Source organism: Actinomadura luzonensis (genome assembly GCF_022664455.2).
GTDB classification, from domain to species: Bacteria; Actinomycetota; Actinomycetes; order Streptosporangiales; family Streptosporangiaceae; genus Nonomuraea; species Nonomuraea luzonensis.
The window spans coordinates 3215338-3240255 of the sequence record NZ_JAKRKC020000001.1 but is presented as its reverse complement, the minus strand read 5'-3'; the positions used below and the strand labels follow the sequence as shown (position 1 = coordinate 3240255).

18 protein-coding genes are annotated in these 24918 nt (G+C 71.3%); 7 read left to right on the top strand and 11 right to left on the bottom strand.

Annotation, left to right across the window (positions count from 1 at the left end; translation table 11 throughout):
* Position 1 precedes the first annotated feature (1 nt).
* Entirely contained in the window at positions 2–925 is a 924-nt protein-coding gene (gene folP, locus MF672_RS15840; RefSeq protein ID WP_242383576.1) for a dihydropteroate synthase, read from the top strand.
* An 80-nt stretch (positions 926–1005) separates the two neighbouring features.
* Here folP and MF672_RS15835 read toward each other — a convergent pair whose 3' ends face one another.
* On the bottom strand, positions 1006–1590 hold the full coding sequence (locus MF672_RS15835) for an NPCBM/NEW2 domain-containing protein (RefSeq protein ID WP_242383577.1): 585 nt from the start codon (positions 1588–1590) through the stop codon (positions 1006–1008).
* Positions 1591–2088: 498 nt separating this feature from the next.
* On the opposite strand from MF672_RS15835, the gene MF672_RS15830 reads away from it, so the two are divergent.
* From MF672_RS15830 to MF672_RS15815, 4 genes are all read left to right on the top strand, one after another.
* The gene (locus tag MF672_RS15830) at positions 2089–2496 is read left to right on the top strand and encodes a plasmid replication, integration and excision activator (RefSeq protein ID WP_242383578.1); all 408 of its coding nucleotides are present in this window, start codon (positions 2089–2091) and stop codon (positions 2494–2496) included.
* A gap of 354 nt (positions 2497–2850) precedes the next feature.
* Positions 2851–4284 (top strand): FtsK/SpoIIIE domain-containing protein, encoded by a 1434-nt coding sequence (locus MF672_RS15825; RefSeq protein ID WP_242383579.1) that lies wholly within the window; start codon positions 2851–2853, stop codon positions 4282–4284.
* Positions 4281–4520 (top strand): hypothetical protein, encoded by a 240-nt coding sequence (locus MF672_RS15820; protein ID WP_242383580.1) that lies wholly within the window; start codon positions 4281–4283, stop codon positions 4518–4520. Before MF672_RS15825 ends, MF672_RS15820 begins: the two co-directional genes overlap by 4 nt.
* A gap of 71 nt (positions 4521–4591) precedes the next feature.
* Positions 4592–6076, top strand: a complete 1485-nt coding sequence (locus MF672_RS15815; protein WP_308210500.1) for a replication initiator — start codon at positions 4592–4594, stop codon at positions 6074–6076.
* Positions 6077–6707: 631 nt separating this feature from the next.
* Here the strand turns inward: MF672_RS15815 and MF672_RS15810 are convergent.
* Positions 6708–8288, bottom strand: coding sequence for a recombinase family protein (locus tag MF672_RS15810; RefSeq protein ID WP_242384133.1), 1581 nt, complete (start codon positions 8286–8288; stop codon positions 6708–6710).
* Here MF672_RS15810 and MF672_RS15805 point away from each other — a divergent pair.
* Positions 8181–9164, top strand: a complete 984-nt coding sequence (locus MF672_RS15805; protein ID WP_302893295.1) for an ABC transporter ATP-binding protein — start codon at positions 8181–8183, stop codon at positions 9162–9164. The two genes, MF672_RS15810 and MF672_RS15805, sit on opposite strands and share 108 nt — an antisense overlap.
* A complete protein-coding gene (locus MF672_RS15800) occupies positions 9161–9883 on the top strand; it encodes an ABC transporter permease subunit (protein WP_242378748.1) in 723 nt (240 codons plus the stop codon). Before MF672_RS15805 ends, MF672_RS15800 begins: the two co-directional genes overlap by 4 nt.
* A gap of 92 nt (positions 9884–9975) precedes the next feature.
* On the opposite strand, the gene MF672_RS15795 is transcribed toward MF672_RS15800, so the two are convergent.
* The 9 genes from MF672_RS15795 to kdpB all read right to left on the bottom strand — a co-directional run bounded on the left by MF672_RS15795 (position 9976) and on the right by kdpB (position 24915).
* Positions 9976–10935, bottom strand: a complete 960-nt coding sequence (locus MF672_RS15795; protein ID WP_242378749.1) for an alpha/beta hydrolase — start codon at positions 10933–10935, stop codon at positions 9976–9978.
* A gap of 21 nt (positions 10936–10956) precedes the next feature.
* Positions 10957–14688 (bottom strand): GDSL-type esterase/lipase family protein, encoded by a 3732-nt coding sequence (locus MF672_RS15790; protein ID WP_242378751.1) that lies wholly within the window; start codon positions 14686–14688, stop codon positions 10957–10959.
* A 24-nt stretch (positions 14689–14712) separates the two neighbouring features.
* On the bottom strand, positions 14713–17064 hold the full coding sequence (locus tag MF672_RS15785; RefSeq protein WP_242378753.1) for a S8 family peptidase: 2352 nt from the start codon (positions 17062–17064) through the stop codon (positions 14713–14715).
* A gap of 73 nt (positions 17065–17137) precedes the next feature.
* Positions 17138–18148 (bottom strand): RAD23 family protein, encoded by a 1011-nt coding sequence (locus MF672_RS15780; protein WP_242378755.1) that lies wholly within the window; start codon positions 18146–18148, stop codon positions 17138–17140.
* Positions 18145–18738, bottom strand: coding sequence for an RICIN domain-containing protein (locus tag MF672_RS15775; RefSeq protein WP_242378757.1), 594 nt, complete (start codon positions 18736–18738; stop codon positions 18145–18147). The genes MF672_RS15780 and MF672_RS15775 overlap by 4 nt, the downstream gene beginning before the upstream one ends.
* Before the next feature lie 71 nt (positions 18739–18809).
* On the bottom strand, positions 18810–19349 hold the full coding sequence (locus MF672_RS15770; protein WP_242378759.1) for a hypothetical protein: 540 nt from the start codon (positions 19347–19349) through the stop codon (positions 18810–18812).
* Between the two features lie 141 nt (positions 19350–19490).
* Positions 19491–22058 carry a DUF4118 domain-containing protein gene (locus tag MF672_RS15765; RefSeq protein ID WP_242378761.1) on the bottom strand — a complete coding sequence of 856 codons (2568 nt, stop codon included), beginning with the start codon at positions 22056–22058 and terminating at the stop codon, positions 19491–19493.
* A gap of 1 nt (position 22059) precedes the next feature.
* Positions 22060–22866: a potassium-transporting ATPase subunit C gene (locus MF672_RS15760; RefSeq protein ID WP_242378763.1), complete on the bottom strand. Its 807-nt coding sequence runs from the start codon at positions 22864–22866 to the stop codon at positions 22060–22062.
* A complete protein-coding gene (kdpB, locus tag MF672_RS15755; protein ID WP_242378766.1) occupies positions 22867–24915 on the bottom strand; it encodes a potassium-transporting ATPase subunit KdpB in 2049 nt (682 codons plus the stop codon). It lies immediately after the preceding gene.
* Between the last annotated feature and the right edge of the window lie 3 nt (positions 24916–24918).

The following is a 24918-nucleotide window of genomic DNA, read 5'->3' as shown; positions in this document are numbered from 1 at the left end:
AGTGTCCATAAACATTCCGGCGTTTTACCCGGAGCTGGTAGAGCCAGTCCGCTTCATCGGTGGGAAGGAGTTCGACTTCTCACGACGTGTTGTGGTGATGGCCATACTCAACCGAACGCCTAACTCCAACCTCGACCCCCACAAGTCCATGGAAGTGGAAAGCCTCGCGCGTCGAGCGGAGGAGGTGGTCGCGGAGGGGGCTGACTGGATCGACGTCGGCGGCCGGGCATTCATCGGGGTCCGAACGCAGTTGCCAGCACAGGTGGAGATTGACCGAGTGGTACCGGTGATCGAGGCGATACGAGAAAAGACGGATGCGGTAATCTCGATCGACACTCACCTGCCTGAGGTAGCGCTGGCGGCCCACCAGGCAGGAGCACAGATCGTTAACGACACCTATGCCTTGCAGAGTCCGGGGATGACTGAAGTCGTCGCCGAAACCGGCATGGGTGTTATCGTCGCTCATAGCCTGGCGGGTCCGGGGATTCATCTGGAGAGGCCCACTTACAGCGATGTCACAGCAGATGTGGCGCGCTTCTTGCAGTCACGGGTGGAGCATGCCTTGCAGCACGGCATCCAGCCCAACCGCATCTTCATCGATCCTGGCCATGACTTGCACAAAAACACATTCGACTCACTTGAACTGACGCGCGATTTCAAGGATATCGCGCGTCTTGGCTATCCCGCGATGGCCGCGGTAAGCAACAAGCATCTCATCTGGGAATCATTGGGAGTGGAGCGCGGCACGCAGGCGGTCACGCATGGAACAGTCGCCGCGAACAGTATGTGCGTCTACATGGGCGCGCGGCTGGTGCGTGTTCACGACGTGAGGCGCAACGTCACTGCCATGCGACAGATGGAATCTCTGCTTGGTCTGGGAGAGCGTGGAGCGGCGGGAGTGGCGAGGCCGGCGGAATGGCCGTAGGCCACCCGTAGGGCGAGCGCAAGCGAGTTCGGCCGGCCTCGCCACGGCTAATCAAGCCAAGCCGCACAAGTGCTTTAGATCTAGCTGTGCAGGGTGGGGTTTATCCATCCTGCTTTAACTTTCCCGTCACACGGAGCACTGACGAGTAGAGCGATCTTGTCTTTACCCGCGACGGATACCTCCACCGGGGAAGGGCGACCTGGGCTCAGGAAGGTACTCCATGCAGAGTAACCGTCAACCTGCACCTCGACTTGCAGAATGCTGTTCGATCCTCCTTCGTCTAGCATTCCTACTTCTGCCGTGAAGGTTTTGGTATCATTGAGATAGTATTCGGCTCCCACCGAGCACTGCGAATATATGCTGCCTATGAGTACGTTGTTGTATTGCTTACCTCCGATGGATGTAGATCCAACAGAATAGGCGCCGCCGGACAAGGTGGACTGCTCAAGCGGAATGGCTTGCATATTCAGCAAGGATTTACCGTTCGCCGAGCCGGGCCAATGGCTGCTGTGTGACGTTATTCCAGTTGTGGGTGTTTGAGTCGAGCCTGCGCCTGCTACGGTGCTACCGGTCCGGTTTATAATCGCAGCGCCGACTGATCCGCCAAGCGTGAGGGTTCCGAGTGCAATTGCTGCAATAACTTGCTTCGAGTTCAATTTGCCCATGACTGCTACCTCGCGATCACGTGAGAGGTGCTGCTGCGCGTGTGCGGAAGCTCTAAGCCGCCTGGCTCCAGCCTTGCCAGCTATCTTGTTTCGCGCGAGGGTCGTTGGTCCCGAATGTATGTGACCAATAGATGCCGGGCTGGATGCATCGAGTCTAAATGCGACATGTCGGACTTTTGTTTTCATGCATCTCTCTCGCTGCTCACTAAGATCGCTGACATCAAATTGTGACGCAGGTCATAGTCGGCCTATGATGCCTGCCGTAATGACCCAAATCCGCCGATGCGTCCAATTCGCACAGCTATCCCGATGTCTCGATGCCCCCCACTTGGGGTGATATCAGAGCGTGTTTGATCCTGGTCGCGATGAGGTGTGAGCGCGCCTGGCTGGCAAAATCGGGGAACGCGGAGGGTCACCGGTCCGTTACTCTTACGACTCCCGAAAAATTCTCGACACCAGGGAAGCAGGTAGCTGTTGGCCCTTCAGGGTCCGATCCCCGTGACGCACGAGATCGTGTTTCCGCATGGTTGCTGTGTGATGGGGGCGGTCGTGCCGGTGCTCGACTTCGACGCGAGCACCAAGGATCGTCCGGTGGCGGCGCGTGACAAGCTCACCAGTGAGCTGATGTGGGCGGTGCCGGTGCTGGACGCCGATCCCGACCTCAAGGCGGCGGTGAAGTCGCTGACCGTCAAGGTCCTCTCTCCGGTTGAGCCGGAGATCCCGGAGCCTCCGGCAGAGCTGGCCGGGCTGCCGGTGGTACTCGTTCCGGTCATCTTCGAGGGACTGACCGTGACCCCCTACGTGGGCGGTAACGGCCGCCTGGCGTACTCGTTCAAGGCGACGGGGATTCGATCGGCGACGCTTACTGTCGCCAGAGCCAGGGGCGGGGCTAAGGCCGCCCAGTGACGCCCCGGGAGGGCTCGCCGGTGCGGCGGGTCAGGGGGATGCCGGTAGTGGCCGAGCTGCTGCCGATGGATGCTGCGACGGCATGTTCCGTCGCCCTGTGTGAGGAGTTCCGGCCGTCGTCGCTGACGGCGTGCGCGAAACCGATGCGGCGGGGCTGCGTCGCTGTCGCGGGGCTCTTCTCGACGTAGCGCACTGTCGATGCCGCTGGAGCTGATTCGGCTTCGGTGGTCTCTCAGTCGTCGTCGCTTCTCCTGCGGTGTGCCTTGGTAGCTCTGCCCTGCGTGAGTGGGCTGCCAGGGCGCTCCGTGGGCTCTTCTCCTCTGATTCGTCACGCTCAAGGCGAAAGGCGTCTTTGTGCTGCGCAAACTTCCCGGGGACGAGGTTCAGAACGTCGTCTCCACCCGGCCGGACACCTCGATCCATTACCGGCCGGTCGTCGTCCGGACTCCGGGCATCGTCTTCCTGGCCGTCCACCTGTCGCGGATGGTGGCCGCGCTGGTCAAGACGGTGTGGCGGCATCCGGTCGCGTGTACCCTGCTGGCTGCGGCGGGTGCGCTGGTGTACTTCTTCGGCTGGCGGGTCTGGGTGTCCGTCGCCGGTCTCGAAATCGCCGCGCTGGCGAGCTGGTTCGCGCTGTCGCGCTCCTCGTTTGAGGCGTGCGTGGCGCTGCCCGCGCTGACCTGGTGCCGGTGGATGTGGGTCTACCGGCGCAAGTGGGCCGGGATCATGGCGGTGGCCGGGCTCGGCCGATCGCTGGGCGGGCGCAGCTACCTGCCCGATCTGGTCAAGGTCACCTGTGACCGATACGCCGACCGGGTCACGGTCCGGATGCTGTCGGGGCAGGACCCGGATGAGTGGGCCGTCTCGACGGCGGGGCTGGCGCACGGGTTCGGCGCGGACCGCTGCCGGGTCAAGGTGCTCAAGCCGGGGCGGCTGCTGCTGACCTTCCCGCGCAAGGACGCCTTGGCCAAGGTGCTGCCGCCGCAACCCATCCCGGACCGGCCGCATGTGCATGCGGTGTTCGCGGGCCTGACCGAGGACGGGCGGCTGTTTCGGATGCGGGTGCATGGCACGCATCTCCTGATCGCCGGGGCTACGGGGTCGGGCAAGGGCTCTTATCTGTGGGCGGCGGTGCGGGGGCTGCTGCCCGCGACACAGGCGGGGCTCGCGGAGCTGTGGGGCCTGGACCCCAAGCGGATGGAGCTGGCCTACGGGCGGGCGCTGTTCCAGCGGTACGCGGCCACGGCCGAGGAGTGCGCGGTCCTGCTGGAGAAGGCGGTGGAGGTGATGCACGAGCGGGCGAGCCGGTACGGGGGCGTGCGACGCGACCACGACCCCACGACGCAGGACCCGTTCATCCTCGTCATCGTCGATGAGGTGGCGTTCCTGACCGCCTACCAGCCGGACAAGGGCCTGAAGGTGCGGGTCATGGCGGCGCTTTCGACGCTGACCACGCAGGGGCGGGCGGTCGGGGTGGCGGTCATGGCGGCGCTGCAAGACCCGCGCAAGGACGTGATGAGCATCCGCAACCTGTTCCCCGACCGGATCGCGCTGCGGCTGGATGAGGCGGAGCAGGTGGACATGGTGCTCGGCGACGGCGCGCGGGACCGGGGCGCGCTGTGCGATCAGATTCCCTTCGATCCGGACGACCCGAGCGTGGGGGCGGGCGTGGCCTACGTCCGGTTGGAGAACTCGCCCGAGCCGATCCGGGTCCGGGCTGGCTACACGAGCAACGACGAGATCAAGCGCATGGTCATGCAGTACACGGCGGCTGGGGAGGTTGCGTGAAGGAGATCCTGTACGGGCTGCGCTGCGCGCAGTGCGGCGAGGTCGGTCGGCTGGTCTGGGACGTGGTGCGGGCGCTCGTGGAGTGCCGTGCCTGTGGGGTGCGGGCCTGCTCGCTGATGACGGAGAACGAGCCGGGCGAGGAGTTCGGGGAGGACTTCGGCGAGGACGACGGTGGGGAGCCGTACGCCGAGACGGAGGGGTTCGGTAGCGCGTACAGCGGTGAGGGGGCCGCTTGACGGATGCTCCCGTCGGGGGGACGCCGCGTGCTCGGGAGGGTGCGCGGCTCCTTTCCCCTCAGGTTGCCAAGGTGCTGGCGGAGCAGGCCGGGGTGTGCGTCCGGCCACTGGCGATGTGGGTGCAGGATCAGCAGAGCGGTCAGCGGCGGTTGGTGAACGTGGCGTGCGGGGCGCGACTGGAGGACAAGTGCCCGCCGTGCGCCCGGCGCACTCGGCTCGCCCGGATGGCTCAGTGCCGTGAGGGCTGGCATCTGGAGGCGGAACCGCTCATCGGTCCGGCCGGTGGCCGGGCAGGGGTTGAGGAGTCGGCCGGCTCTTTCAAAATCGAGACCGCGGGAGAGGGCGAGGCCCGGGAGGGGGCCGGGAGTCGGCGGGTGCGGTCCACGCGGCGGCGGCAGGACGCGCCGGAGCTGCCCAAGCGAGACGGAAGCGGGAGCACTCTGGGGCGGACGTTCACCGGGAGGGAGGGGAAGGTGTATCAGCCGTCGATGTTCGTCACGGTGACGCTGCCCTCCTATGGCAAGGTGCGCAATGGCGTGCCGGTGGATGCGGACGGCTACGACTATCGGCGGGCGGCGCGGGATGCGCTGCACTTCTCCAAGCTGGTGGATCGGTTCGTGCAGAACGTTCGCCGGGTGGCGGGCTATGACGTGCAGTATTTCGCGGCGGTGGAGTTCCAGAAGCGGCTTGCGCCGCATCTGCACATGGCGATCCGGGGCACGCTGGCGCGTCGGGAGGTGCGTCAGGTGGTGGCGGCGACGTACCACCAGGTGTGGTGGCCCGCGACTGATGGGCCGCTGCTGGAGGGGGACCGTCTGCCTGTCTGGGCGGAGGGGGTGGGTTATGTCGAGCCGGTCACGGGGGAGGTTCTGCCGACGTGGGATGAGGCGCTTGACCGGCTCGCGGCGGATGAGGGGGCGGGGCCGCTGCATGTGGCGCGGTTCGGCGATCAGATCGACATGCAGGGCGTGATCTCGGGAACCGACGACGCGAACCGGTGTGTGCGCTACCTGGCGAAGTATCTGGTGAAGGCGGTCAGCGGCGGGGCGCTGGATGCTGGCGGGGACGGCAGTTCGGCGCGGCGGCGGCATGCGGGGCGGCTGCTGGAGGCGCTGCGGTATGAGCCGTGTTCGGCGGCGTGTGCGAACTGGCTGCGGTACGGGGTTCAGCCGAAGGGCGCCAAGGCGGGGTTGATGCCGGGCCGGTGCCGGTTCAAGGCGCACGGGGTGAGCTGCCTGGGTTATGGCGGGCGGCGGGTGCTGGTCTCGCGTAAGTGGTCGGGCAAGACGCTGGGCGAGCATCAGCGAGAGCGGCGGGCCTTCGTGCTGGAGGCTCTGGGGGTGCCGGATGAGGTCGCGGACCGGGCTCGGTTCGTCTGGCAGATGGCGGCGACCACCGATCCGGATGTGCCGTCGTTGACGGTGCGGCTGCTGGAACTGGTCGCGGAGCGTCAGCGGTGGCGGCGGGCTCTGGAGCAGGCCAGGGCGGAGAACGGAGGCAGCTCAGACGGTTCCGGTTTGGGTGAGGCCGGCGGAATGGCCGCAGGCCACCCGTAGGGCGAGCGTGAGCGAGTTCGGCCGGCGTCACCGCACCGACGATTTGGGTCTCGTCAGCGGGGTGCAGAGTACAGAGGTCGTGCGGGTTCTGGACGGGGATGGGGTGGGGCGATGACGCAAGTGCAACTGTCGCTGTTCGATCCGGACGAGAACGGCTCGGCCTGCGGGTCGGCGGAGGTGGCGACAGGGCGGGGGCGCAAGAAGAAGGGAAGCAGTGCCGAAGGCTCCACTTCTGGTGTTGCTGGCGGGAGGGTTGCTAGCGGTCGGCGGTCAGCCACGACGGAGCCGGGGGCGGGTGGGAGGGGCCGCGACAGGGGGCGGCAGGGCACCCCATCTGGTGATCATGGTCAGGGGGGCGGTCGCGGTTCGGCGGGCTCGCGGCTGGGTGACCAGCGCGCCCGGGACGGCTCTGCGGGGGTGTCTCCTGCGCTGCTGGCTGCGGTGCGTGATCAGGCAATTCGGGACGCGCAGGCCGCATCGGATGCTGATCGGGAGGAGCGTAACCGGGCTCTGACGGGGCTGGTGCTGCACCTCCGTAAGGCGGGACGTTCAGCGTCCTGAGCAGGTTTTGAGCCCCGGATCTGCAAGTGGGTCCGGGGCTCAGACGGGTTGCTGGGTGCTGCTGCGGCTGCTACTTGCCAATGATGGTGATGGAATCGGCGGGGTAGTTGGCCGGGCTCCATCGGCCCGCGTACGGCAGGGAGTGGATCATCACGTGCTCGATGTAGCGGCGGCCGATTGCCGCGCGGGCCTCGACGGTGGTGGGGGCGTCGTCCAGCCACGTCGCGATCAGCTCGTCCTTGCTGGTGGTGATCACCCTCTCTTTCGAGATCTCCTCGCCGAGCTGGCGCTTGAAGCCGTCGATCTCTAGTCGTAGCTCGCGCATGGATCGTCCGGCGTCGGCGAATGTGTAGCCGGGGATACTGGGGTCCTTCGCCGTTCTGAGCGCGTCTTCGATGAGCGTTTCCCGGTCGCTGATCTCCTTCTTCAGCCGCTCGACCTCGATGGCGTTCACCGCTTCGGTGGCGGTGGTGGCGTACTCCTCTTCGATGCGCTGGACAACGTATGCCTCGATCAGGCCGTCTACCCACTTCTTGTTGCGGCCCATCCCGCCGCATCCTCCGGTGCCCTTGGCGCACACCCACATGTCTTGGCGGGTGCCTCCGGGCTTCTTGACGCGCATCTTGGCCGCGCACCGCCCGCAGATGATCAACCCGCTGTTCTGGTGCCTGCGTACGCCCTGGCCGGGCTTGGCAAGGGCAGGGTTGGAGCGGCGGCGCTTGCTGCGGCGGGTCTTGTCTCCGTTCGTTCTCTCGGTCATCGGGTACTTGGTGGCCAGCTTCTCCCACTTGTCCGCAGGGATGACGGCGGGCCAGGTGCCCGTGGCGATGATCTTGTCTTGATGTACGACCAATCCGGCCCGCTTGGGCGCGAGCAAGGTGGCCTTGACCTCGTCCCGCGTCAGCCATGGAGTGCCGTTGAGCCGGTGGAATCCGCCAGCATTCCAATAATCCATGATCGCGGTCCAGCCTGCCTCATTCAGGGCCATGTCGGCCCCGTCGTTGAGGTACTTGACCGCCCGCGAGTCGAGATGGGTCATGTACCCGATGCCCTGGGCCGGGTCGGGCGGCAGATATCCCAGAACCGGTCCGCCCCCGTGCGGCAGACCGTGCTCTCGACGCTCCTCGTGCTTGCGCGTCACACGTTCCCCGATGCGCTCGGCCTCGGCTGCATCGGCTGCTGCCAAGATACGACCCAGCATCCGCCCATCCGCTGTGGTCAGGTCGATATGCCCGGACTTCACCGACACCAAGCGGACAGAGGTGGCCTCGACTGTCTTGATGATGCCTTCGTACTCGGCGGGCCTGCGCGTGAGCCGGGAGTTCGTGTAATACGCGATCATGTGCAGTTCGCCGCTGTTGGCGTCAGCCATGATGCGGTCGTAGTCCGGACGTGTCTTCTTGGAGCGGGTGGACGCGCCTATGTCGTTGTCGCAGTAGCGGCGCACCTCTGTCGCGCCCGCTTCGATGGCCTTCTTCACCACGTCGGCGTCTTGGCGCTTGACTCCCAACTCCAGTCCTTCTTCGTCGTCGGAGATGCGCAGATAGACACCCGCAACGCACGGAGGGACGATCGCGGGCGGGGTCTCGTTGTCGTTGAGAGGCCAGATCTTGACACCGCCGCCGACCAGCGGATTCCGCGTTTCCGTCATCGCTCGACTCCTCTTAGTAACGGCCTTAGGGGTCCTAATCTAGTCGTCGGCAAGACGACCACCGTGCGGACGCTCGGCACCCTGCTCGCCCCCACCTCGGGCTGGGCGACGGTCGCCGGGCTCCCGCTCACCCCGGCGAACGGGGCGCGCATCCGCCGCCGCATCGCGATCGTCCCGGAGTCACCCGGCCTGTGGCTGCGGCTGAGCGTGCTGGAGAACCTGCGCTGCTTCGCCGACCTGTACGAGGTGCCCGCCCCGGCCGCCCGCATCGACCGCGCCCTGCGCGCGGTGGACCTGGCCGGCCGGGCCCAGGACGTCTGCGGCGCCCTGTCCAAGGGCCTGCGCCAGCGGGTCGCGCTGGCCAGGGGGCTGCTGGCCGACCCGCAGGTGCTCTTCCTCGACGAGCCCACCTCCGGCCTCGACCCGGCCGCCGCCCGCGAGGTCCACGAGCTGATCGGCGGGCTGCGCGGGCAGGGCGTCACCGTCTTCCTCACCACGCACCGCCTCCAGGAGGCCGAGCGGCTGTGCGACCGGGTCGCCATGCTGAACACCACCCTGCGCATGGTCGGCAAGCCCGCCGAGCTGCGGGAACGCCTGTTCGGCCGGACGCTCGCGGTGCGCGCCGCCGCCCCGCTCGACGACCCGGGCCGGCTGTTCGCCGGCCTGCCCGGCGTGCGCGGCTGGCGCGAGGACGGCCCGGCCGGCTACGTCCTGACGGTGTCCGACCCGTCGGCGGCCGCGCCCGCCGTCACCCGGGCGCTGGTCGCGGCCGGCGCCGACGTGCTGTCCATCGGCGAGTCGCGGCACTCCCTGGAGGACGTCTACCTCGAACTCCTCGCCACCGGGGAGCACCAGGACGCAGGCGGACCGGCATGACCGTCAGCAGGCGGCGGGTGCGCGCCATCATCCGCAAGGAGCTGCACGACTACCGGCGCAACTCCACGCTCGTGCTGGCGATGGCGGTGCTTCCGGTGATGTTCGTCATCCCGCCGCTCGTCCAGGTCTTCACGCTGCCGCCCTCGGCCGCGACCGCGCTGGGGCACCAGCCCGCCCTGCTCTACATGCTGGGCATCCCGGTGCTGGTGCCCGCCGCGCCGGCCGCGTACGCGGTCGTGGGGGAGCGGCTGCAGGGCACGCTCGAACCCGTGCTCACCACCCCGATCAGCCGCGCCGAGCTGCTGCTGGGCAAGGCCCTGGCGGCGCTCGTCCCGTCGCTCGGCGTCGCCTACGGCGTCTTCGCGCTCTTCCTGGCCGCCACCGAGCTGTTCGCGCACCCGGCGGTGGCGGCGGCGTTCGTCAGCGGCCCTGGGCTGCTCGCCCAGCTCCTGTTCACCCCGCCGCTGGCGCTCTCGTCCATCTGGATCGGCATCACCGTCTCGGCCCGCGCCCGCGATCCCCGGGTCGCCGGGCAGGTCGCCGTGCTGCTGAGCCTGCCGGGCGTCGCGGTGACGACGCTGGTCGCCTACCGCGTCATCCCGGCCACCCCGCCGACGGCCCTCGTCGCCGCAGCGGCCCTGCTGCTCTTCTGCGTCCTCGGCTGGCGGACGGCCGCGGCCGCCGTCGGCCGCGAACGCCTCCTCGCCGGCGCCGGCTGAACGGCACGGAGATCGTCATGTGCACGCCGAAGAACGCCCCAAGCTGCCCGCCCTGCGCGCGAACCGGATGGTCGCCCTGACCACCGGGGCCGTCAGGGGCGGAGCAGGAAGTCCAGCGAGCGCCGCAGCTCGCCCTGCCAGTTGACCCAGTCGTGCCGGTGGAACGGCTTGAAGTGCACCCGGGCGGGGATGTCCAGCTCGCCCAGCTGGTCGGTGAACCGCGCGGCCATCCCGTACACCGACTGCTCGACCACGTCCACCAGCACGGGATTGCCCGCCCCTGACGCGTCCGTGCCCGCCTGGCCGTCACCGGTGGCGATGTAGAGCCGGGTCCCGCGCAGCGCCTCGGCGTTGCGCGCGGGGTTGTACCGGTTCCAGTACGCGCCGCCGACGGGGCCGTAGATCTGCTCGACGGTGACGCCGCACGCCGTCGCCCCGCTCTGGATCGCGACCATCGCGGGCAGGCCGGGACCGCCGGGATAGTCGAGGTCGAGCGCGCCGCTGAAGGAGGCGGCCGCCCGGAACCTGCCGGGATAGTGCTCGGCGTACCCGACGGCGCCGCCGCCCCCCATGGAGAGGCCCGCGATGGCCTGCTGGTCGCCGGCGCGGTACTCGTTCCGCAGCAGGTCGTACAGCTCGCCCATGTGGAAGGACTCCCACTTGCGCGGCGGGAGGGACGGGTCCTTCCAGTCCACGTAGCCCGAGCAGGGGCCGCTGTCGGGCATCACCACCAGGACCTGGCGGTCGCCCACGATCGCGTCCACCGCGCCCTTCACGTCCCAGTCCGTGTACGAGCCGCCGCCGCCGTGCAGCAGCCAGAGCACCGGCCACCGGCCGGCCGCGTCCTTGCTGTAGCCGGGCGGCAGCAGCAGCCGCACCCTGCCGGGGACGTTGATCAGCGGCGAGGTGATGGTGAGATCGAGGACGCGCCCCTCCTTCACCACCGTCTCGACGACGCCGGGCGCCGTGGCGGCCGTGGCGGGCCAGGCCGGCTGGGCGAGGGTCAGCAGCAGGGCGAGCGCCGCCAGCGGGCGCGCGAAGAGGTTCGGCATGGTTCGTACTCGCCTTCCGGTTCAGCCGTCCAGCTCGGACTGCACCAGCGCGGCGTAGGCCCGCTGGCCCTCGGGGTTGGGGTGGTAGGAGGCTCCGTCGGTGGTGACGTCCACGGCGCGCACGTACGGGTCGTCGTCGCAGATCGCGTGGCCGGTGAAGGCCGGCACCGGGTCGACGAAGGAGATGGCCGCCCCCTGCTGGCGCGCGCGGGCGACGGCGGCCGCGATGACGCCGTTCATCTTGTCGGTCATCTCGTTGAGCCACAGGGCGTCGAGCTGGCCGATCCGCACGGAGCTGAGGCAGGTCAGCGGCGCCTCCTTCTGCGGGTCGAACAGGTGCGGGTAGCCGAGGACGATGATGCGGGCGTTCGGCGCCTGCTGGTGGATCTTCTCGTACGTGCCGGCCAGGGTGCCCTCGACGCCGGTGATCGCCTGCTCGGTGCTGGGGTCGCGGCAGTCGAGGGTCGTGGTGCAGCGGTTGATGATGTCGGAGAAGCCCACGTCGTTGCCGCCGATCGTCATGGTCACCAGGTCGGTGCCGGCGTTCAGGTAGCCCTGGTCGATCTGCGGCGGCTCGCCGTTGGCGTAGGCGTCGCCCGTGACGTGCTTGGTCTGCGCGCCCGAGCAGGCCAGCAACGCGAAGCTGGTGGTGCCGGCGCCGGCGCGCGCCTCGTTCTCGATGGTGGCCGCCGAGCCGGGCCACCGGACCAGCCGCGCGTAGGCGTCGGCCTTCGACCGGTGGCAGGTCGAGCCGCGGGTGCCCAGGGTGAAGTTGCTGACCTCGTCGTACGGCTCGTTGCCCTGGCCCGCGGAGTAGGAGTCGCCGAGGGCCACGTAGTCGACCTTGGGCTTGCCCGTCGGGACGAAGGCCATGGCGTCGAAGGCGATGTCCCAGTCCCACTCGCGGCCCTCCCCGCGCCTGGTCAGGTTGCTGAGCGACACGTTCGCGCCCGAGCCGAGCTGGAAGACGCCGAGGTCCACCCAGATGTTCTTCTGCCAGTGCTGGCCGACGATCCGGTGCTGCGTCGGCGCGCCGCCGCCGGGGTCGATGACGTAGTCGGCGAGCTGGGTGTGGGCGCCGCGCTCCGGGATGTGCACCTTGATCCGGGTCCACCCGGTCACCGAGCCGGGCGGACGCCAGATGCCGGTGACGCCGAACCTGAGCTGCCCGGGGTCGGTGGCGTCGTGGGTGTGCGTGAACCACAGGTGGTCGCCGAAGCCGCCGCCGAGCTGGTGGAAGTCGACCCTGGAGACGTACGGGCCCGGGTCCACCTCGTTGAAGTAGAGCGTGAACGAGCCCTGGTCGCCCCACGTCCTGGTGCAGCCCGCCCGGACGATGGGCACCGAGGACGGCACGTCGTCCACGATCACGGTGCCGGACGGGAAGCCGTCGAGCGAGCAGTCGGGCGCGTAGTGGGTGCCGTCGGGCTGCTCGGGATAGGAGGTGCCGAAGCGCAGCAGCTCGTGCCCGCACACGCCGTTGCCGCAGAACCGGTACCAGGTGGGGGTGTGCCACCAGCACTTGAGGTCGTACTGGCCGGAGGCGTCCTTGTGCTTGCACGGCGCGGCCTTGTCGCCGTAGTCGCAGTCGTTCTTGCCCGGGTCGCAGAAGGTCATGACGGGCGGCTTGGCCGCGTCCCGGTCCTGGTCGCTGATCCACCAGGCCGGGCGGAAGCCGGGGCCGTCGGGCGTGGAGATGGAGTAGGCGGCGAAGCCGATGACCTTCTCCTGGTACGGCCAGAGCTGCGGCTCGGCGGGATCGTGCGGGTTGATGTTGAAGAAGTGGCGGTTGGCCGGATAGACGGGGTTGGCGGGGTTGTTGGCCCAGCCCACGCCCCACGGCGAGCCGTCGTGCTGGTCGGGGTGGAAGCCCGAGTTGTAGGCCCAGATGGCGAAGATCCAGTTCTCCAGCCACTTCGGGTCGCCGTCGCTGTGGATCAGCCCGGCGTTGCGGGTCTGGTTCCACTTGTCCTGCAGGATGCGCAGGCCGGCGGAGATGTTCGTGGCGTAGTCGACCGCGATCTCGCGCTGCTGCCAGGACGGCAGCGCGACCTCGCAGAAGTTCTCGTCCGGTTTGCAGGGCCGCTCGTGGCCCTGCTTGCGCATGCCGTCGGTGATCTGGGTGATGCCGTAGCCGCAGTCGCTCCTGTCCCAGTCGATCACCCAGTCGTCGGCCGGGTCGTCGTTGTAGAGCTCACGGCCGTAGTAGTTGCCGACCAGCGGGTTGCCGGTGCTGCCCGGCAGCACGTGGCCGGTGGCCTGCCACAGGTTCGTCTCCTGCGACATGATGCCGAGGAACACCTGCACCGGCACCCGGCCGCCGCCGGCCAGCGGGAGCGGCGGGAACTCGCCCTGCGGCCGCCACTGCGACAGGCCCGACCGCTTCCAGTCGTCCGGGCGCAGCATCGCCAGGTTGCCGACGACCGCCTGGTCGGCGGCCCACTCGACCTGCCGCGGCGTCGGCTGGTAGACCTGCGTGCGCGGGTCGTTGCGCGGCACCGAGCAGTAGGCGCCGGTGTCCACCGTCCCGGTGGAGGAGCTGGCCGCGGCCGCGACGGTCCTGGAGGCGGTGGCGGGCTCGCCGTCCGTCACGCCCACCGTGAAGGCGGCGTCCCTGCCGGTGGCCGTGATCCTGGTGCTCAGCGTGACGACCTGCGGCTCGCCCGGGCGCTGCGAGGTCATCGAGCGCACCCATTCCTGGGACGGCTCGGCCCCGCCGCCCATCGAGGGCCGCTGCTGGGGCAGGACCGCCAGCCGCCCGTGGGTGGAGAGCCTGGACCCGGCGGGGACGTCCACGCGGGTCACCGAGGCGGGCAGCGGCCGGGCGGGGGTGAGCCGCCCGGTGAGGAACACCCTGCCGCCGGTGCCCGGGGACACGTCGACGCCGGTGAGCGGCCCCGAGGCCAGCTCCGCCGCCGCGCCCCCGGCCACGGGCACGCGGCGCACGCGGGCGACGTCCCCCTGATGCTCCATGAACACCACGCCGCCCGCGCCGTCGGCGGCCAGCCGGAACGGCACCGACGCGGCCGCGGCCAGCTCACGCGGCTCGCCGCGCGCCGGCAGCAGCTGCAGGCTGCTGCCGGTGGCGGCCACGATGCCGCCGCGCACCGGGACGGCGGAGGTGACCTGGCCGGGCCGCTCGACGGGGGCGGCCAGCCGTCCCGAAGCCGCGTCCAGCACCGACAGCCGGGTGCGGGCCGGCCCGCCGCCCGGCTCCGCCCCGCCCTTGGCCTGCGTGAGCACGCTGCGCTCGCCCTGGCCGCAGCCCGGGTTGAAGTAGGCCAGCGTGGAGCGGACCGGCAGCTTGGTGACCTTGCCCGTGGGCACGTCGATCAGCGCGGTGAAGGCGCCGCGGTCGAACAGGGCGGCCTGGTTGGTGAAGGCGCGCGGCGCGTAGACGGCCACCGCCTTGCCGCCGGAGGCGGTGAAGCAGACGTTGCCGATCCAGCGGTCGGTGTCGAACCCCGGCTCGCTCAGCGTCGCCAGCGTGCGCCAGGCGTAGCCGGTGCGCTCCTCGGCCACCAGGACGTGGAAGCCGCTCGCGTCGCCGTCGGTGGTCCAGGCCAGGTCGGGCGAGGTGCGCCAGTCCGCGGCCAGCACCCGGTCCCGCTCGGACGGGGCCACGGACGACGAGGCCGCAGACGGTTCCGGCGCGTCGGGGCCCGGCGGAGGGGCGGCGTCCGCCGGAAGGGTGAGCCCGGCGCTGAGCAGCGCGGCGGCCATGACGGGACCGAGCGCTCGGATCAGGTTCATGCGAGATCCTTGGGGGAGAGGGGGCTACCTGGCGCCGAAGGAGGCGTAGGCGTCCGCGGAGATCGTGACAGGGGAGGCGCCGGTGTTCCTGAGCACGACGGTGCCGTCCGGGCGGAGCGCGGCGGTGACGGAGCCGGCCGTGTCCCTGCCCGCCGCGTACGCCACCGCCCGCACGTTCACGCCGTCCGGCGGGACGACCTCGACGGTGCCGTTCGCCGCCCCGCCGGCGCGGACGACGAGGCCGACGGCCGACACGCCCGCCGTGGGGATCCCGGAGGGCCGCAGCGCGTACGTGCCGCCGGCGGCGATCGGCACGCGGTCGGCCACGGTGACCGGGTCGATCGCCCTGACCAGGGACGCCCGCTCGGCCGTGGTGTAGTAGCCGGTCACCTCGGCGGAGACCTCGATCGCGCCCGCGCCCAGGTTGTACAGGTTGATCTTCCCGTTGGCGCCGGGCTTGACGAGGGCGGCGAACTGGACGGGAGTGCCCGCCGGGTAGTCGGCGTTGACGTCGGCGGGGAAGGCGTCGCCGGCGGGGTAGACCCGGACCGTGCCGGTGGAGGCGCTCTTGACCAGCACCGTCAGGGCGACGGCCTGCGGGTCGGGCAGGCCGGGCGTGGACAGCTCCAGATTCCCCAGCGCCGGGACGGACACCCGGTCGGCGACGCGCGCGGGCGGGACCGGCCGGTAGGTGCCGCCGGCGGTGGCCGCGGCGTGGTCGAGGGTGTAGCCGTGCACGTCGAGGTAGACGCGCACCGGCCGGTCGCTGCGGTTGTCCAGCTTGATCGCGCCGTCGTCGCCGGTCTTCGCCCAGACCAGGTTCGAGGCGTAGCGGGTGGCGTCGTAGAAGAGCACGTCGCCGGGCGGCTCCGGCTCGCCCGACGGGTAGACGGCGAGCGAGCCGGTGTTGAAGAAGTCGCCCTTGGCGGCGACGTTGAGCGCGACCGCGGCGATGCCGCCGGCGGGCAGCCCGGCGACGCCCGCCACCGGGACGGTCATCGTGGAGTTGGCGCTGATCTGCACGTTGGCGAGGACCCGGGCACGGGCCGGGAAGAGCTGGTGGGGGCCGGGCCCGGCGGCGGCGCCGAGCGCGGCCTCGTCGAGCTGGATGCGGGGGGTGACGGCCGCGCCGCCGGCGATGGGCCTGCCGGTGTCCTTCAGCGCCGACTCCAGCTCGGCCGGCGTGGCGGAGGGACGGGCCTGGCGCAGCACCGCCAGGGCGCCGGCGACGTGCGGGGCCGCCATGGACGTGCCGCTCTTGGACTGCCACCCCCCGCCCGGGACCGAGGAGACGATGTCCGAGCCGGGCGCGAACAGGTCCAGCAGCGGCCCCCGGTTGCTGAAGGACGACACCTCGTCCTGGTCGGTGGTGCTGCCGACCGCGATGGCGGAGGAGACGCAGGCGGGCGCGCTGACCGCGTCGGCGTAGCCGTTGTTGCCCGCCGCCACCACCGTGGGCGCCCCGGCGGCCAGCAGCCGATCGATGGCGGCCTTGCGCGGGTCGTCGTCGCACGCGGCGGTGTACCTGCCGCCGCCCAGGCTGAGGTTGACCGCGGCCACCGGGACGCCCTGGTCGATCAGCTCCAGCACCTTGTCCAGCCCGGCGAGCTGGGCGCTGACGAAGCTCAGCAGGCACGGCGGCCCGGCGCTGCCGCAGTAGGAGAAGGAGTCGAACCTGCTGTACACCTGCACGGCGGCGAGCCCGGCCCCCGGCGCCACGCCGCCCGCCGCGTCGCCGGTCTCCTCGCCCGCGACGATCCCGGCCACGTGGGTGCCGTGCGAGCAGTCCAGGTACGCGCACGGCCCGCTGTCGGCGTCCGCCGCGCCCGGCCCCTCCTGCTGGTCGGCGCCGTTCGGGCACAGGCTGGAGGCCCCGTACGCGGGATCGCTGGGGGAGAAGCACGCCTCGGCCATGACCCGCCCACCGAGGAAGGGATGGCCGCTCGCCACGCCCGAGTCGAGGACGGCCACCACGGTGCCCTCCCCGGTCAGCCCCGCCTCGCGGGTGCGGTCCGCGCCGATCAGGGGCACGCTCTCGGCGAGCGACGGCGGCACCGGCACGTCCTCCGTGACGCGGAGCACGCCCGGCTGCGCCGCCAGCCGCTCCACCTCCGCCCGGCCGGCGCGCAACGTGAGCACCGGCACCCGGGACAGCCTCTGGACCACCTGGCCGGAGGTGACCGCCGAGGCCGCGGCGGCCAGGCCGGCGGGGTCCCGGGTCAGCACGTTGACGCGTACTTCGCCGCCGGCGGACAGCTTCTCCGCCAGCCCGGGGTCGATCCTGGGCGGCTGCGCCCACGCCGTCCGCGGCGCCGCGAGCAGGCCCGCCGCGAGGGCCGCGGCGGCGATGAGTCGGCGGACCGTACGTCGCATCATGAGAACTCCGCTCGGCATCGGAGGCGAGGCCCCGGATCGTGACCGATCGTGACCGGGTGGTGAATCGCGCGGGTCAGCGGCCCGCCAGCACCGCTTCGGCGCGCTCCACCCAGGTGGCGAAAACGGACAGCGACTCGGTCAGCGCCTGCCGCTGGTCGCGCACCATGACCTCTTCGTAGGCCCGCTTCGCCGTCCGGTACGTCGCGAGCAGGTTCGCGCCCTGCGCGCAGGCGGCGTCGTCGGCGGCGGCCTGCTTCTCCGCCTGCGTGGCGGCCACGCCGGGCTCCCGGGCGGCCCAGCGCAGGTCGGCGCGGGCGCTCAGGGGGCTGTCGTAGGCGTACCCCTTGGCCGTCATGCAGGTCACCCACTGCTCCAGCGACTGCTTGACGGCGGTGTGCTCCAGCGCGAGGAAGCTCGCGTCGTCGGCCAGCAGCCGGGGGTCGGCGGCCAGCGCCGTCGCCTGGCCGAGGACCTTCGTCTCGCCGCTCGCCGCGCAGTCGCCCTCGGGGATGGCCTGGCCGGAGCCGGTCGTGGCGGCCGTGCCGTCGTAGGCCTGCATCTCCTCCGGGGAGGCGGCGCGCTGGTCCTCGGGCTTGGCCGCCGCGGCCGACACCGCGGGGTCGAGCGCGGGCCGCGGGTACCCGGACCGGGCCGCCGCCGCCGCGTCGAGCGGCTCGACCAGGTCGGACTCCACGTAGTCCTCGGGGTTCCAGTTCCGTACGACGCCCGCCGTCCAGGCCGAGAACCCGAGCGAGGCCATGCACGTGGCGGTCGCCGCGTCCTTCGCCAGGTCGATGGTGTGGATGTCGGCCATGGACGTCATGTACGCGTCCAGCGGCATCGCGGCGCCCGGGTCCGACGGGACGCCGGTGATCGCCGGCTCCGGGATCGGCGTGGGGTCGGGCCCGAGCGCCCCCGTCGGCCCGGGCAGCGGCGTGACCTCGCTCGTCGTGGGCAGCGGGTCGGGATCGAGCGTCGGCGCGGCGGCGGAGCCGTACGCGGTCGGCTGGAGCTGCAACGCGGCGGCGCCGGCGGCCAGCAGCACGGCCCCGGCGGCCAGCAGCGGCGGAGTGCTCTTCCTCATTTGCCGTTCCTCCTCCAGAAGCACTCGCCCTTGCCGATCCAGCGGCCTTCCGTGCAGTAGTCGCGCGAGTAGAGAATGACGTTGGAGTAGTGGAACGGCTGCAGCACGCCGAGCGTGTCGTGCCAGAGGTCGCCCCGGCAGCCGCGCCAGTTGTACCAGATGAGGAACCGGCGGTTGTAGATCCGGCTGTAGACGCTGCGGCCCTTCCACTGCTGCTGGGCCCCGCCCCACCAGCTCCACTGCGTGACCGGGCAGGCGGCGCCGTTGTAGCTGGGGGAGAAGGCCGAGTCCCAGCGGTCCATGGACTTGCCGCTGTTGACGTTGCGGACGCGGTAGTAGCCGGCGCTGGTCTTGGTGTCCTTCCACAGCTGGTTCTTGCCGCCGTTGTAGCGCCAGACGGACACGATGCCGCCGTTGGCCTTCGACTTCTGGTAGACCTCCAGGTACTGGCGTGTGTACTCGTTCTGCCAGCGGTACGTGCCGTCCGCGTGCGCGGGGGCCGGGAGGACGATCGCCGCGGTCGCGACGGCGGCGAGGGCCGTCACCGTGGCCCGCGCGGCGACGCGTAAGGCGGGACGAGAGCCGCTCATCCTGTGGATCTCCCTTCTGCGTGGGGCCGGCCGGACGTGCCCGGCCGGGACTGCCGGTCCTGGGCCGCCGCTCACGAGCCCTGGACGTGCCACCAGCGGGTGCAACGCCAGCTGCTGCCGCCCTTCACGCAGGCCCTGAAGTAGCGGCCGTCGACCTCGTTGACGCCGCCCGTGGTCCCGCTGCTCGCGCCGCTGGCGATCGTCTTGTGGCAGGCGTGGTAGGAGGCGCCCCCGGTGTCGGACCAGTCGAGCGAGACCTTGTCGCCCGCCCGCAGGCCGCTGCCCCACGCCCACCAGATGCTGGAGTCCCACGTGCCGCTGTACAGTCCCGCGCCGCCGCGTGACGTGCCGGCCGCGTACTCCAGCCGGGTCCTGTCGGCCTTGGCGGGGTAGTAGTCGTAGGGGTTGTAGTTCGGTCCGCAGGAGTAGTTGATGAGCCCGGCCGCGTGGACCTCCTCCGTGATGACGACGTCGGTGCCGTCCGGAGGCGTCACCGGCTCGCGGGACGGGGCCGGCTCGGCCGCGACGGCCGCGACGGCCGGCCCGCCCGGGGCGGCGAGGAGGGCGGCGGCGGCCACGGCCACGCCGAGTGCTACCCGTGTTGCGATCATCAGTGGTCACCTTCCGGCGGGGTCGGTCATTGCCGCGAAAATATCCACGCGCGCCCTTGACTGTCGTCAACTGCCTGGCGGAATTGCGGGTCAACCGGCCGCGGTAGCCTGCGCCGGGAGGTCAACCAGCGCGGTATCCGGCTAGGAGGAGGCGTCCGGCGGTCCCGCCGCCGTCGTCCGGTCACGGCCTGCCGGAACGGGCAACGTCACGATCATGGTGAGGCCGCCGCCCGGGGTCTCCTCCGGTTCGAGGGTGCCGCCCATGGCCTCGGTCAGGCCACGGGCCAGCGCCAGGCCCAGGCCGACGCCCGTGTCGTTGTGGCGGTCGCCGAGCCGCTGGAACGGCAGGAACACCCGGTCGCGGATCTCGGGCGGGATGCCGGGGCCGCGGTCGATCACCCGGATCTCCACCTGGTCGCCGTGCCGGCTCGCGGTGACCAGCACCGGGCGGCCGGGCGGGCTGTGGCGGACCGCGTTGCTCATCAGGTTGACCAGGACGCGTTCCAGCAGCGCCGGGTCGGCGACGATCTCCGGCAGGTCCACGGAGACGTCGCCCTCGACGCGGTCGCGCAGCGGCCCGAGGTCGTCGATCGCGCGAGGCACGACCTCCTCCAGGGCGACCGGCCGCGGGGCCGGCCCGAGCGCCCCGGCCTGCAGGCGGCTCATGTCGAGGAGGTTGGCCACCAGCCGGTCGAGGCGGTCGAGCGACTCGTCGGCGGTGGCCAGCAGCTCGTCGCGGTCCTGCGCCGTCCAGGCGACGTCGCGGCCGCGCAGGCTCTGGACGGCGGCCTTGGCGGCGGCGAGCGGGGTGCGCAGGTCGTGGCTGACGGCGGCCAGCAGCGCGGTCCGCATGCGGTCCGCCTCGGCCAGCGGCCCGGCCCGGTCCGCCTCCTCCTGCAGGCGTCGCTGGCGCAGCGCGACGGCGGCCTCGGCGGCGAACGCCTCCAGCACGCGGCGGTCGCCGGCGTCCAGCAGCCGGCCGCGGGCGGCGAGCACCAGGTCCTCACCGATCTGCACGTCGGTGTCTGCCGCGCCGGGGCAGACGCAGGGCTCGCCGCCGGAGGTGGCCGCGATCCGCCACGCGGCGGGCTCGGCCTGGTCGTCGGGGGCGGGCTCGCCGGCGCGTTCGAGCAGGGTGACCGAGTCCAGCCCGAACGTCTCGCGCAGCCGTGCGAGCAGGGACGGCAGCGCGGCCTCGCCGCGCAGCACGTGCCCGGCCAGCGTGGACAGCACCTCGGCGTCGGCCCGGGCCCGCGCCGCCTCCCTGCTCCGCCGGGCCGCCAGGTCCACGATCGTGCTGACCGCGGCCGCGACCAGCACGAACACGACCAGGGCGAGCAGGTTCTCCGGGTCGGCGATGGTGAGCCGCCCGAAGGGCGGGGTGAAGTACCAGTTGAGCAGCAGCGAGCCGCCCACGGCGGCGGCCATGGCCGGCCACCTGCCGCCGGTCAGCGCGACCCCGACGACCAGGCACAGGAACAGCAGGATCTCGCTGGGCAGCGAGATCACGTCCCGGGCCGGCAGCAGCGCGGCCGTCAGCAGCGGCATCCCGGCGACCGCGACCGCCCACCCCGTCAGGCGGCGTCCGCCGTCCAGCGCGGCCCTGGAGCGGCCGGGCCGCCCGCGGCCCTTCTTGGCCTCCTCGTGGGTGACCAGGTGCACGTCGATGGGGCCGGACAGCGCGGTGGTCTCCACCCCCACCCCCCGGGAGAGGAGCTGCGCGAACCGGCCGCGCCGGGACGCCCCGAGGACGAGCTGGGTGGCGTTGACGCCGCGCGCGAAGCCGAGCAGCGCGCGCGGGACGTCGTCGCCGACGACCTGGTGGTAGCTGCCGCCCAGGCTCTCCGCGAGCGAACGCTGCCGGGCGAGGTCGGCCGGGTCGGCGCCGGCCAGCCCGTCGGCGTGGGTGACGTGCACGGCCAGCAGGTCGGCGCCCTTGGTGCGGGCGGCGATCCGGGCGGCGCGGCGGATCAGGGTGTCGCCCTCGGGGCCGCCGGTCAGCGCCACCACGACCCGTTCCCGCGTCTCCCACGGGTGGTCGATGCCGTGCTGCGCGCGGTAGCGGCCGAGCTGGTCGTCCACCTTGCCGGCCACCCACAGCAGGGCGAGCTCGCGCAGCGCGGTGAGGTTGCCGACGCGGAAGTAGTTCGACATCGCCGCGTCCACCTTCTCCGGCGCGTACACGTTGCCGTGCGCCATGCGGCGGCGCAGCGCCTCCGGCGACATGTCCACCAGCTCGATCTGGTCGGCCCGCCGCACCACCTCGTCGGGGACGGTCTCGCGCTGCGGCACGCCGGTGATCTCCTGGACGACGTCGTTGACGGACTCCAGGTGCTGGACGTTGACCGTGGTGACGACGTCGATGCCGGCGTCCAGCAGCTCCTCGATGTCCTGCCAGCGCTTGGCGTGCTTCGAGCCGGGCACGTTGGTGTGGGCCAGCTCGTCGACCAGCGCCACGGCGGGGGCCCGCGCGACGACCGCCCGCACGTCCAGCTCGGTGAAGGTGGCGCCGCGATGGACGACGGACCGGCGCGGGACGACCTCCATGCCGTCCAGGAGGACGGCGGTGCGGGGGCGGCCGTGGGTCTCGACGAAGCCCACGACCACGTCCTTGCCCCGTTCGCGGGCCCGGCGGCCCTCGCTGAGCATCGCGTACGTCTTGCCGACCCCGGGCGCCGCCCCGAGGTAGACCCGCAGCCGCCCGCGCATGTCACCTCCCGTCGAGTGCGAGGTTGAGTTCGAGCACGTTGACCACCGGCTCGCCCATGAAGCCGAGCGCGCGGCCGGTGGTGTGCCGGGCGATCAGCGCCTTGACCCGGTCGAGGCTCAGGCCGCGCTCCGCGGCGACGCGGGGGGCCTGCAGGTCGGCGTAGGCGACGGAGATGTGCGGGTCCAGGCCGGAGCCGCCGGCGGTCACCGCGTCGGCGGGGACCACCGCCTCGGCCTCGCCCCGGACCGGGACGGTGCGGCCGGCCGCGTGGTCCTGTCCCGGCCGCGCGCACTCGACCTTGAGCCCCTGGTACTCCACGACGAACGGGGTGGCGGGGCAGGGCTGGTTGACGCTGACGGCGCGGCCAGGGAGGACCTTGAGCACCGCGCCGACCCCGTCCGGGGCGCAGTACGGGCGGGCGCCGCTGACGCCCTCCAGCTCCCCGACGGCTTTGGAGCGGGCGCAGACCTGGGTGAGCAGCGACGGCCGGCCGGGGGTGTCGATGACGTCCTCGGGGCCGAGGTTGCTCGCGGAGGTGGCGGTCGGGTCGTAGCCGTCGCCGGCCGCCGACGGACGGGACTGGAAGTACTTCCTGACCGGGTGGCCGGCGGCGTCGGTGAAGGACTGGCCGATCAGGGCGCTGCCGTGCCCGCCCGCGACCATGGAGCCGTTGGCCTGGTGGTTGAACAGCGCCTGGGCGGCGCCGGTGGCGGCCAGCGGGTAGAGGACGCCGGTGACCGCCGTGAGCACGAGCAGCGCGCGCAGCGCGGCCAGGTGCCGGCGGATCCAGCTGGGCATGCGGTCCATTTATGACATCCCCGGAAGGAACTGGATGATCAGGTCGATGAGCTTGATGCCGACGAACGGCACGACGATGCCGCCGAGCCCGTAGACGTACAGGTTGCGGCTGAGCAGCTTGGACGCGCTGGACGGCCGGTACCGCACCCCCCGCAGGGCGAGCGGGATGAGCGCGACGATGACCAGCGCGTTGAAGATCACCGCTGCCAGGATCGCGGACTGGGGGCTGGCCAGGCGCATGATGTTGAGCGCGTCCAGGCCGGGGTAGACGGCGGCGAACATGGCCGGGATGATCGCGAAGTACTTGGCGACGTCGTTCGCGATGGAGAACGTGGTCAGCGCGCCCCGGGTGATGAGGAGCTGCTTGCCGATCTCGACGATCTCGATCAGCTTGGTCGGGTTGGAGTCGAGGTCGACCATGTTGCCGGCCTCCTTGGCGGCCGACGTGCCGGTGTTCATGGCGACGCCCACGTCCGCCTGGGCCAGGGCCGGGGCGTCGTTGGTGCCGTCGCCGGTCATCGCGACCAGGCGGCCGCCCTCCTGCTCCCTCTTGATGAGGGCGAGCTTGTCCTCGGGGGTGGCCTCGGCGAGGAAGTCGTCCACGCCGGCCTCGTCCGCGATGGCCTTGGCGGTCAGCGGGTTGTCGCCGGTGATCATGACGGTGCGGATGCCCATGCGGCGCATCTCGTCGAAGCGTTCCCGCATGCCCTCCTTGACCACGTCCTTGAGGTGGATCACCCCGAGCACGCGGCCCTTCTCCGCGACGACCAGCGGCGTGCCGCCGGAGGCGGAGATGCCGTCCACGAGGGGGCCGAGGTCGTCGGCAGGGTGGCCGCCGGAGTCGCGCACCCATGTCATGACGGCGGTGGCGGCGCCCTTGCGCACCTGCCGGCCGTCCACGTCGACCCCGCTCATGCGGGTCCTGGCGGTGAACGGCACCCACTCGGCGCCGTGGACCTCCCGCTCGCGCAGGCCGTAGTGCTGCTTGGCGAACACCACGATCGAACGGCCCTCGGGGGTCTCGTCGGCCAGGCTGGACAGCTGCGCCGCCTCCGCCAGCTCCCGCTCGCTCACCCCCCGCACCGGGACGAACGCGCCGGCCTGCCGGTTGCCGAGGGTGATGGTGCCGGTCTTGTCCAGCAGCAGCGTCGAGACGTCCCCCGCCGCCTCCACGGCGCGGCCGGACATCGCCAGGACGTTGCGCTGGACGAGGCGGTCCATGCCGGCGATGCCGATCGCCGACAGCAGCGCCCCGATCGTGGTCGGGATCAGGCAGACGATCAGCGAGACCAGGACGATGCCGGTGACGCCGTCGGCGGTCAGCGCGAGCGAGTCCGGCACGCCCGGGTTGATGCTCTTGGAGTAGATCGCGAGGGGCTGCATGGTGGCGGTGGCGACCAGGAAGATGACCGTCAGCGCGGCGAGCAGGATGTTGAGCGCGATCTCGTTCGGCGTCTTCTGCCGGTTCGCGCCCTCCACCAGGGCGATCATCCGGTCCACGAAGCTCTCGCCCGGCCGTTGCGTGATCCTGACGACGATCCGGTCCGAGAGCACCTTCGTGCCGCCCGTCACGGCGCTGCGGTCGCCTCCGGACTCGCGGATCACCGGCGCGGACTCGCCGGTGATGGCCGACTCGTCCACGGACGCGATGCCCTCGACCACGTCGCCGTCACCGGGGATGACCTCCCCGGCCTCGACCACGACCAGGTCCCCCTGCCGCAGCTCGGGCGCGGGCACCCGCTCCTCGGCGGAGCCGGTCAGGCGGCGGGCGACGGTGTCGCGCCTCGCCGCGCGCAGGGTGGCGGCCTGGGCCTTGCCCCGGCCTTCGGCGACGGCCTCGGCCAGGTTGGCGAAGAGCACGGTCAGCCACAGCCACACCACGATCGCCCACGCGAACCACGACGGGTCGGACACCGCCAGCGCCGTGGTGAGGACCGCGCCGATCTCGACGACGAGCATCACCGGGTTGCGCCACATGATCCGCGGGTCCAGCTTGCGCAGCGCGTCCGGCAGCGAGCCGAGGAACTGCCCGGGGGACCGGCTGAGTTGTGTCGGCATGGC

Excerpts from the sequence above, each read along its gene's own strand:
- MF672_RS15835 (WP_242383577.1), bottom strand. The coding sequence starts at position 1,590 with ATGGGCAAATTGAACTCGAAGCAAGTTATTGCAGCAATTGCACTCGGA.
- MF672_RS15810 (WP_242384133.1), bottom strand. The coding sequence starts at position 8,288 with ATGACGGAAACGCGGAATCCGCTGGTCGGCGGCGGTGTCAAGATCTGG.
- MF672_RS15800 (WP_242378748.1), top strand. The coding sequence starts at position 9,161 with ATGACCGTCAGCAGGCGGCGGGTGCGCGCCATCATCCGCAAGGAGCTG.
- MF672_RS15795 (WP_242378749.1), bottom strand. The coding sequence starts at position 10,935 with ATGCCGAACCTCTTCGCGCGCCCGCTGGCGGCGCTCGCCCTGCTGCTG.
- MF672_RS15790 (WP_242378751.1), bottom strand. The coding sequence starts at position 14,688 with ATGAACCTGATCCGAGCGCTCGGTCCCGTCATGGCCGCCGCGCTGCTC.
- MF672_RS15785 (WP_242378753.1), bottom strand. The coding sequence starts at position 17,064 with ATGATGCGACGTACGGTCCGCCGACTCATCGCCGCCGCGGCCCTCGCG.
- MF672_RS15780 (WP_242378755.1), bottom strand. The coding sequence starts at position 18,148 with ATGAGGAAGAGCACTCCGCCGCTGCTGGCCGCCGGGGCCGTGCTGCTG.
- MF672_RS15775 (WP_242378757.1), bottom strand. The coding sequence starts at position 18,738 with ATGAGCGGCTCTCGTCCCGCCTTACGCGTCGCCGCGCGGGCCACGGTG.
- MF672_RS15770 (WP_242378759.1), bottom strand. The coding sequence starts at position 19,349 with ATGATCGCAACACGGGTAGCACTCGGCGTGGCCGTGGCCGCCGCCGCC.
- MF672_RS15765 (WP_242378761.1), bottom strand. The coding sequence starts at position 22,058 with ATGCGCGGGCGGCTGCGGGTCTACCTCGGGGCGGCGCCCGGGGTCGGC.
- MF672_RS15760 (WP_242378763.1), bottom strand. The coding sequence starts at position 22,866 with ATGGACCGCATGCCCAGCTGGATCCGCCGGCACCTGGCCGCGCTGCGC.
- kdpB (WP_242378766.1), bottom strand. The coding sequence starts at position 24,915 with ATGCCGACACAACTCAGCCGGTCCCCCGGGCAGTTCCTCGGCTCGCTG.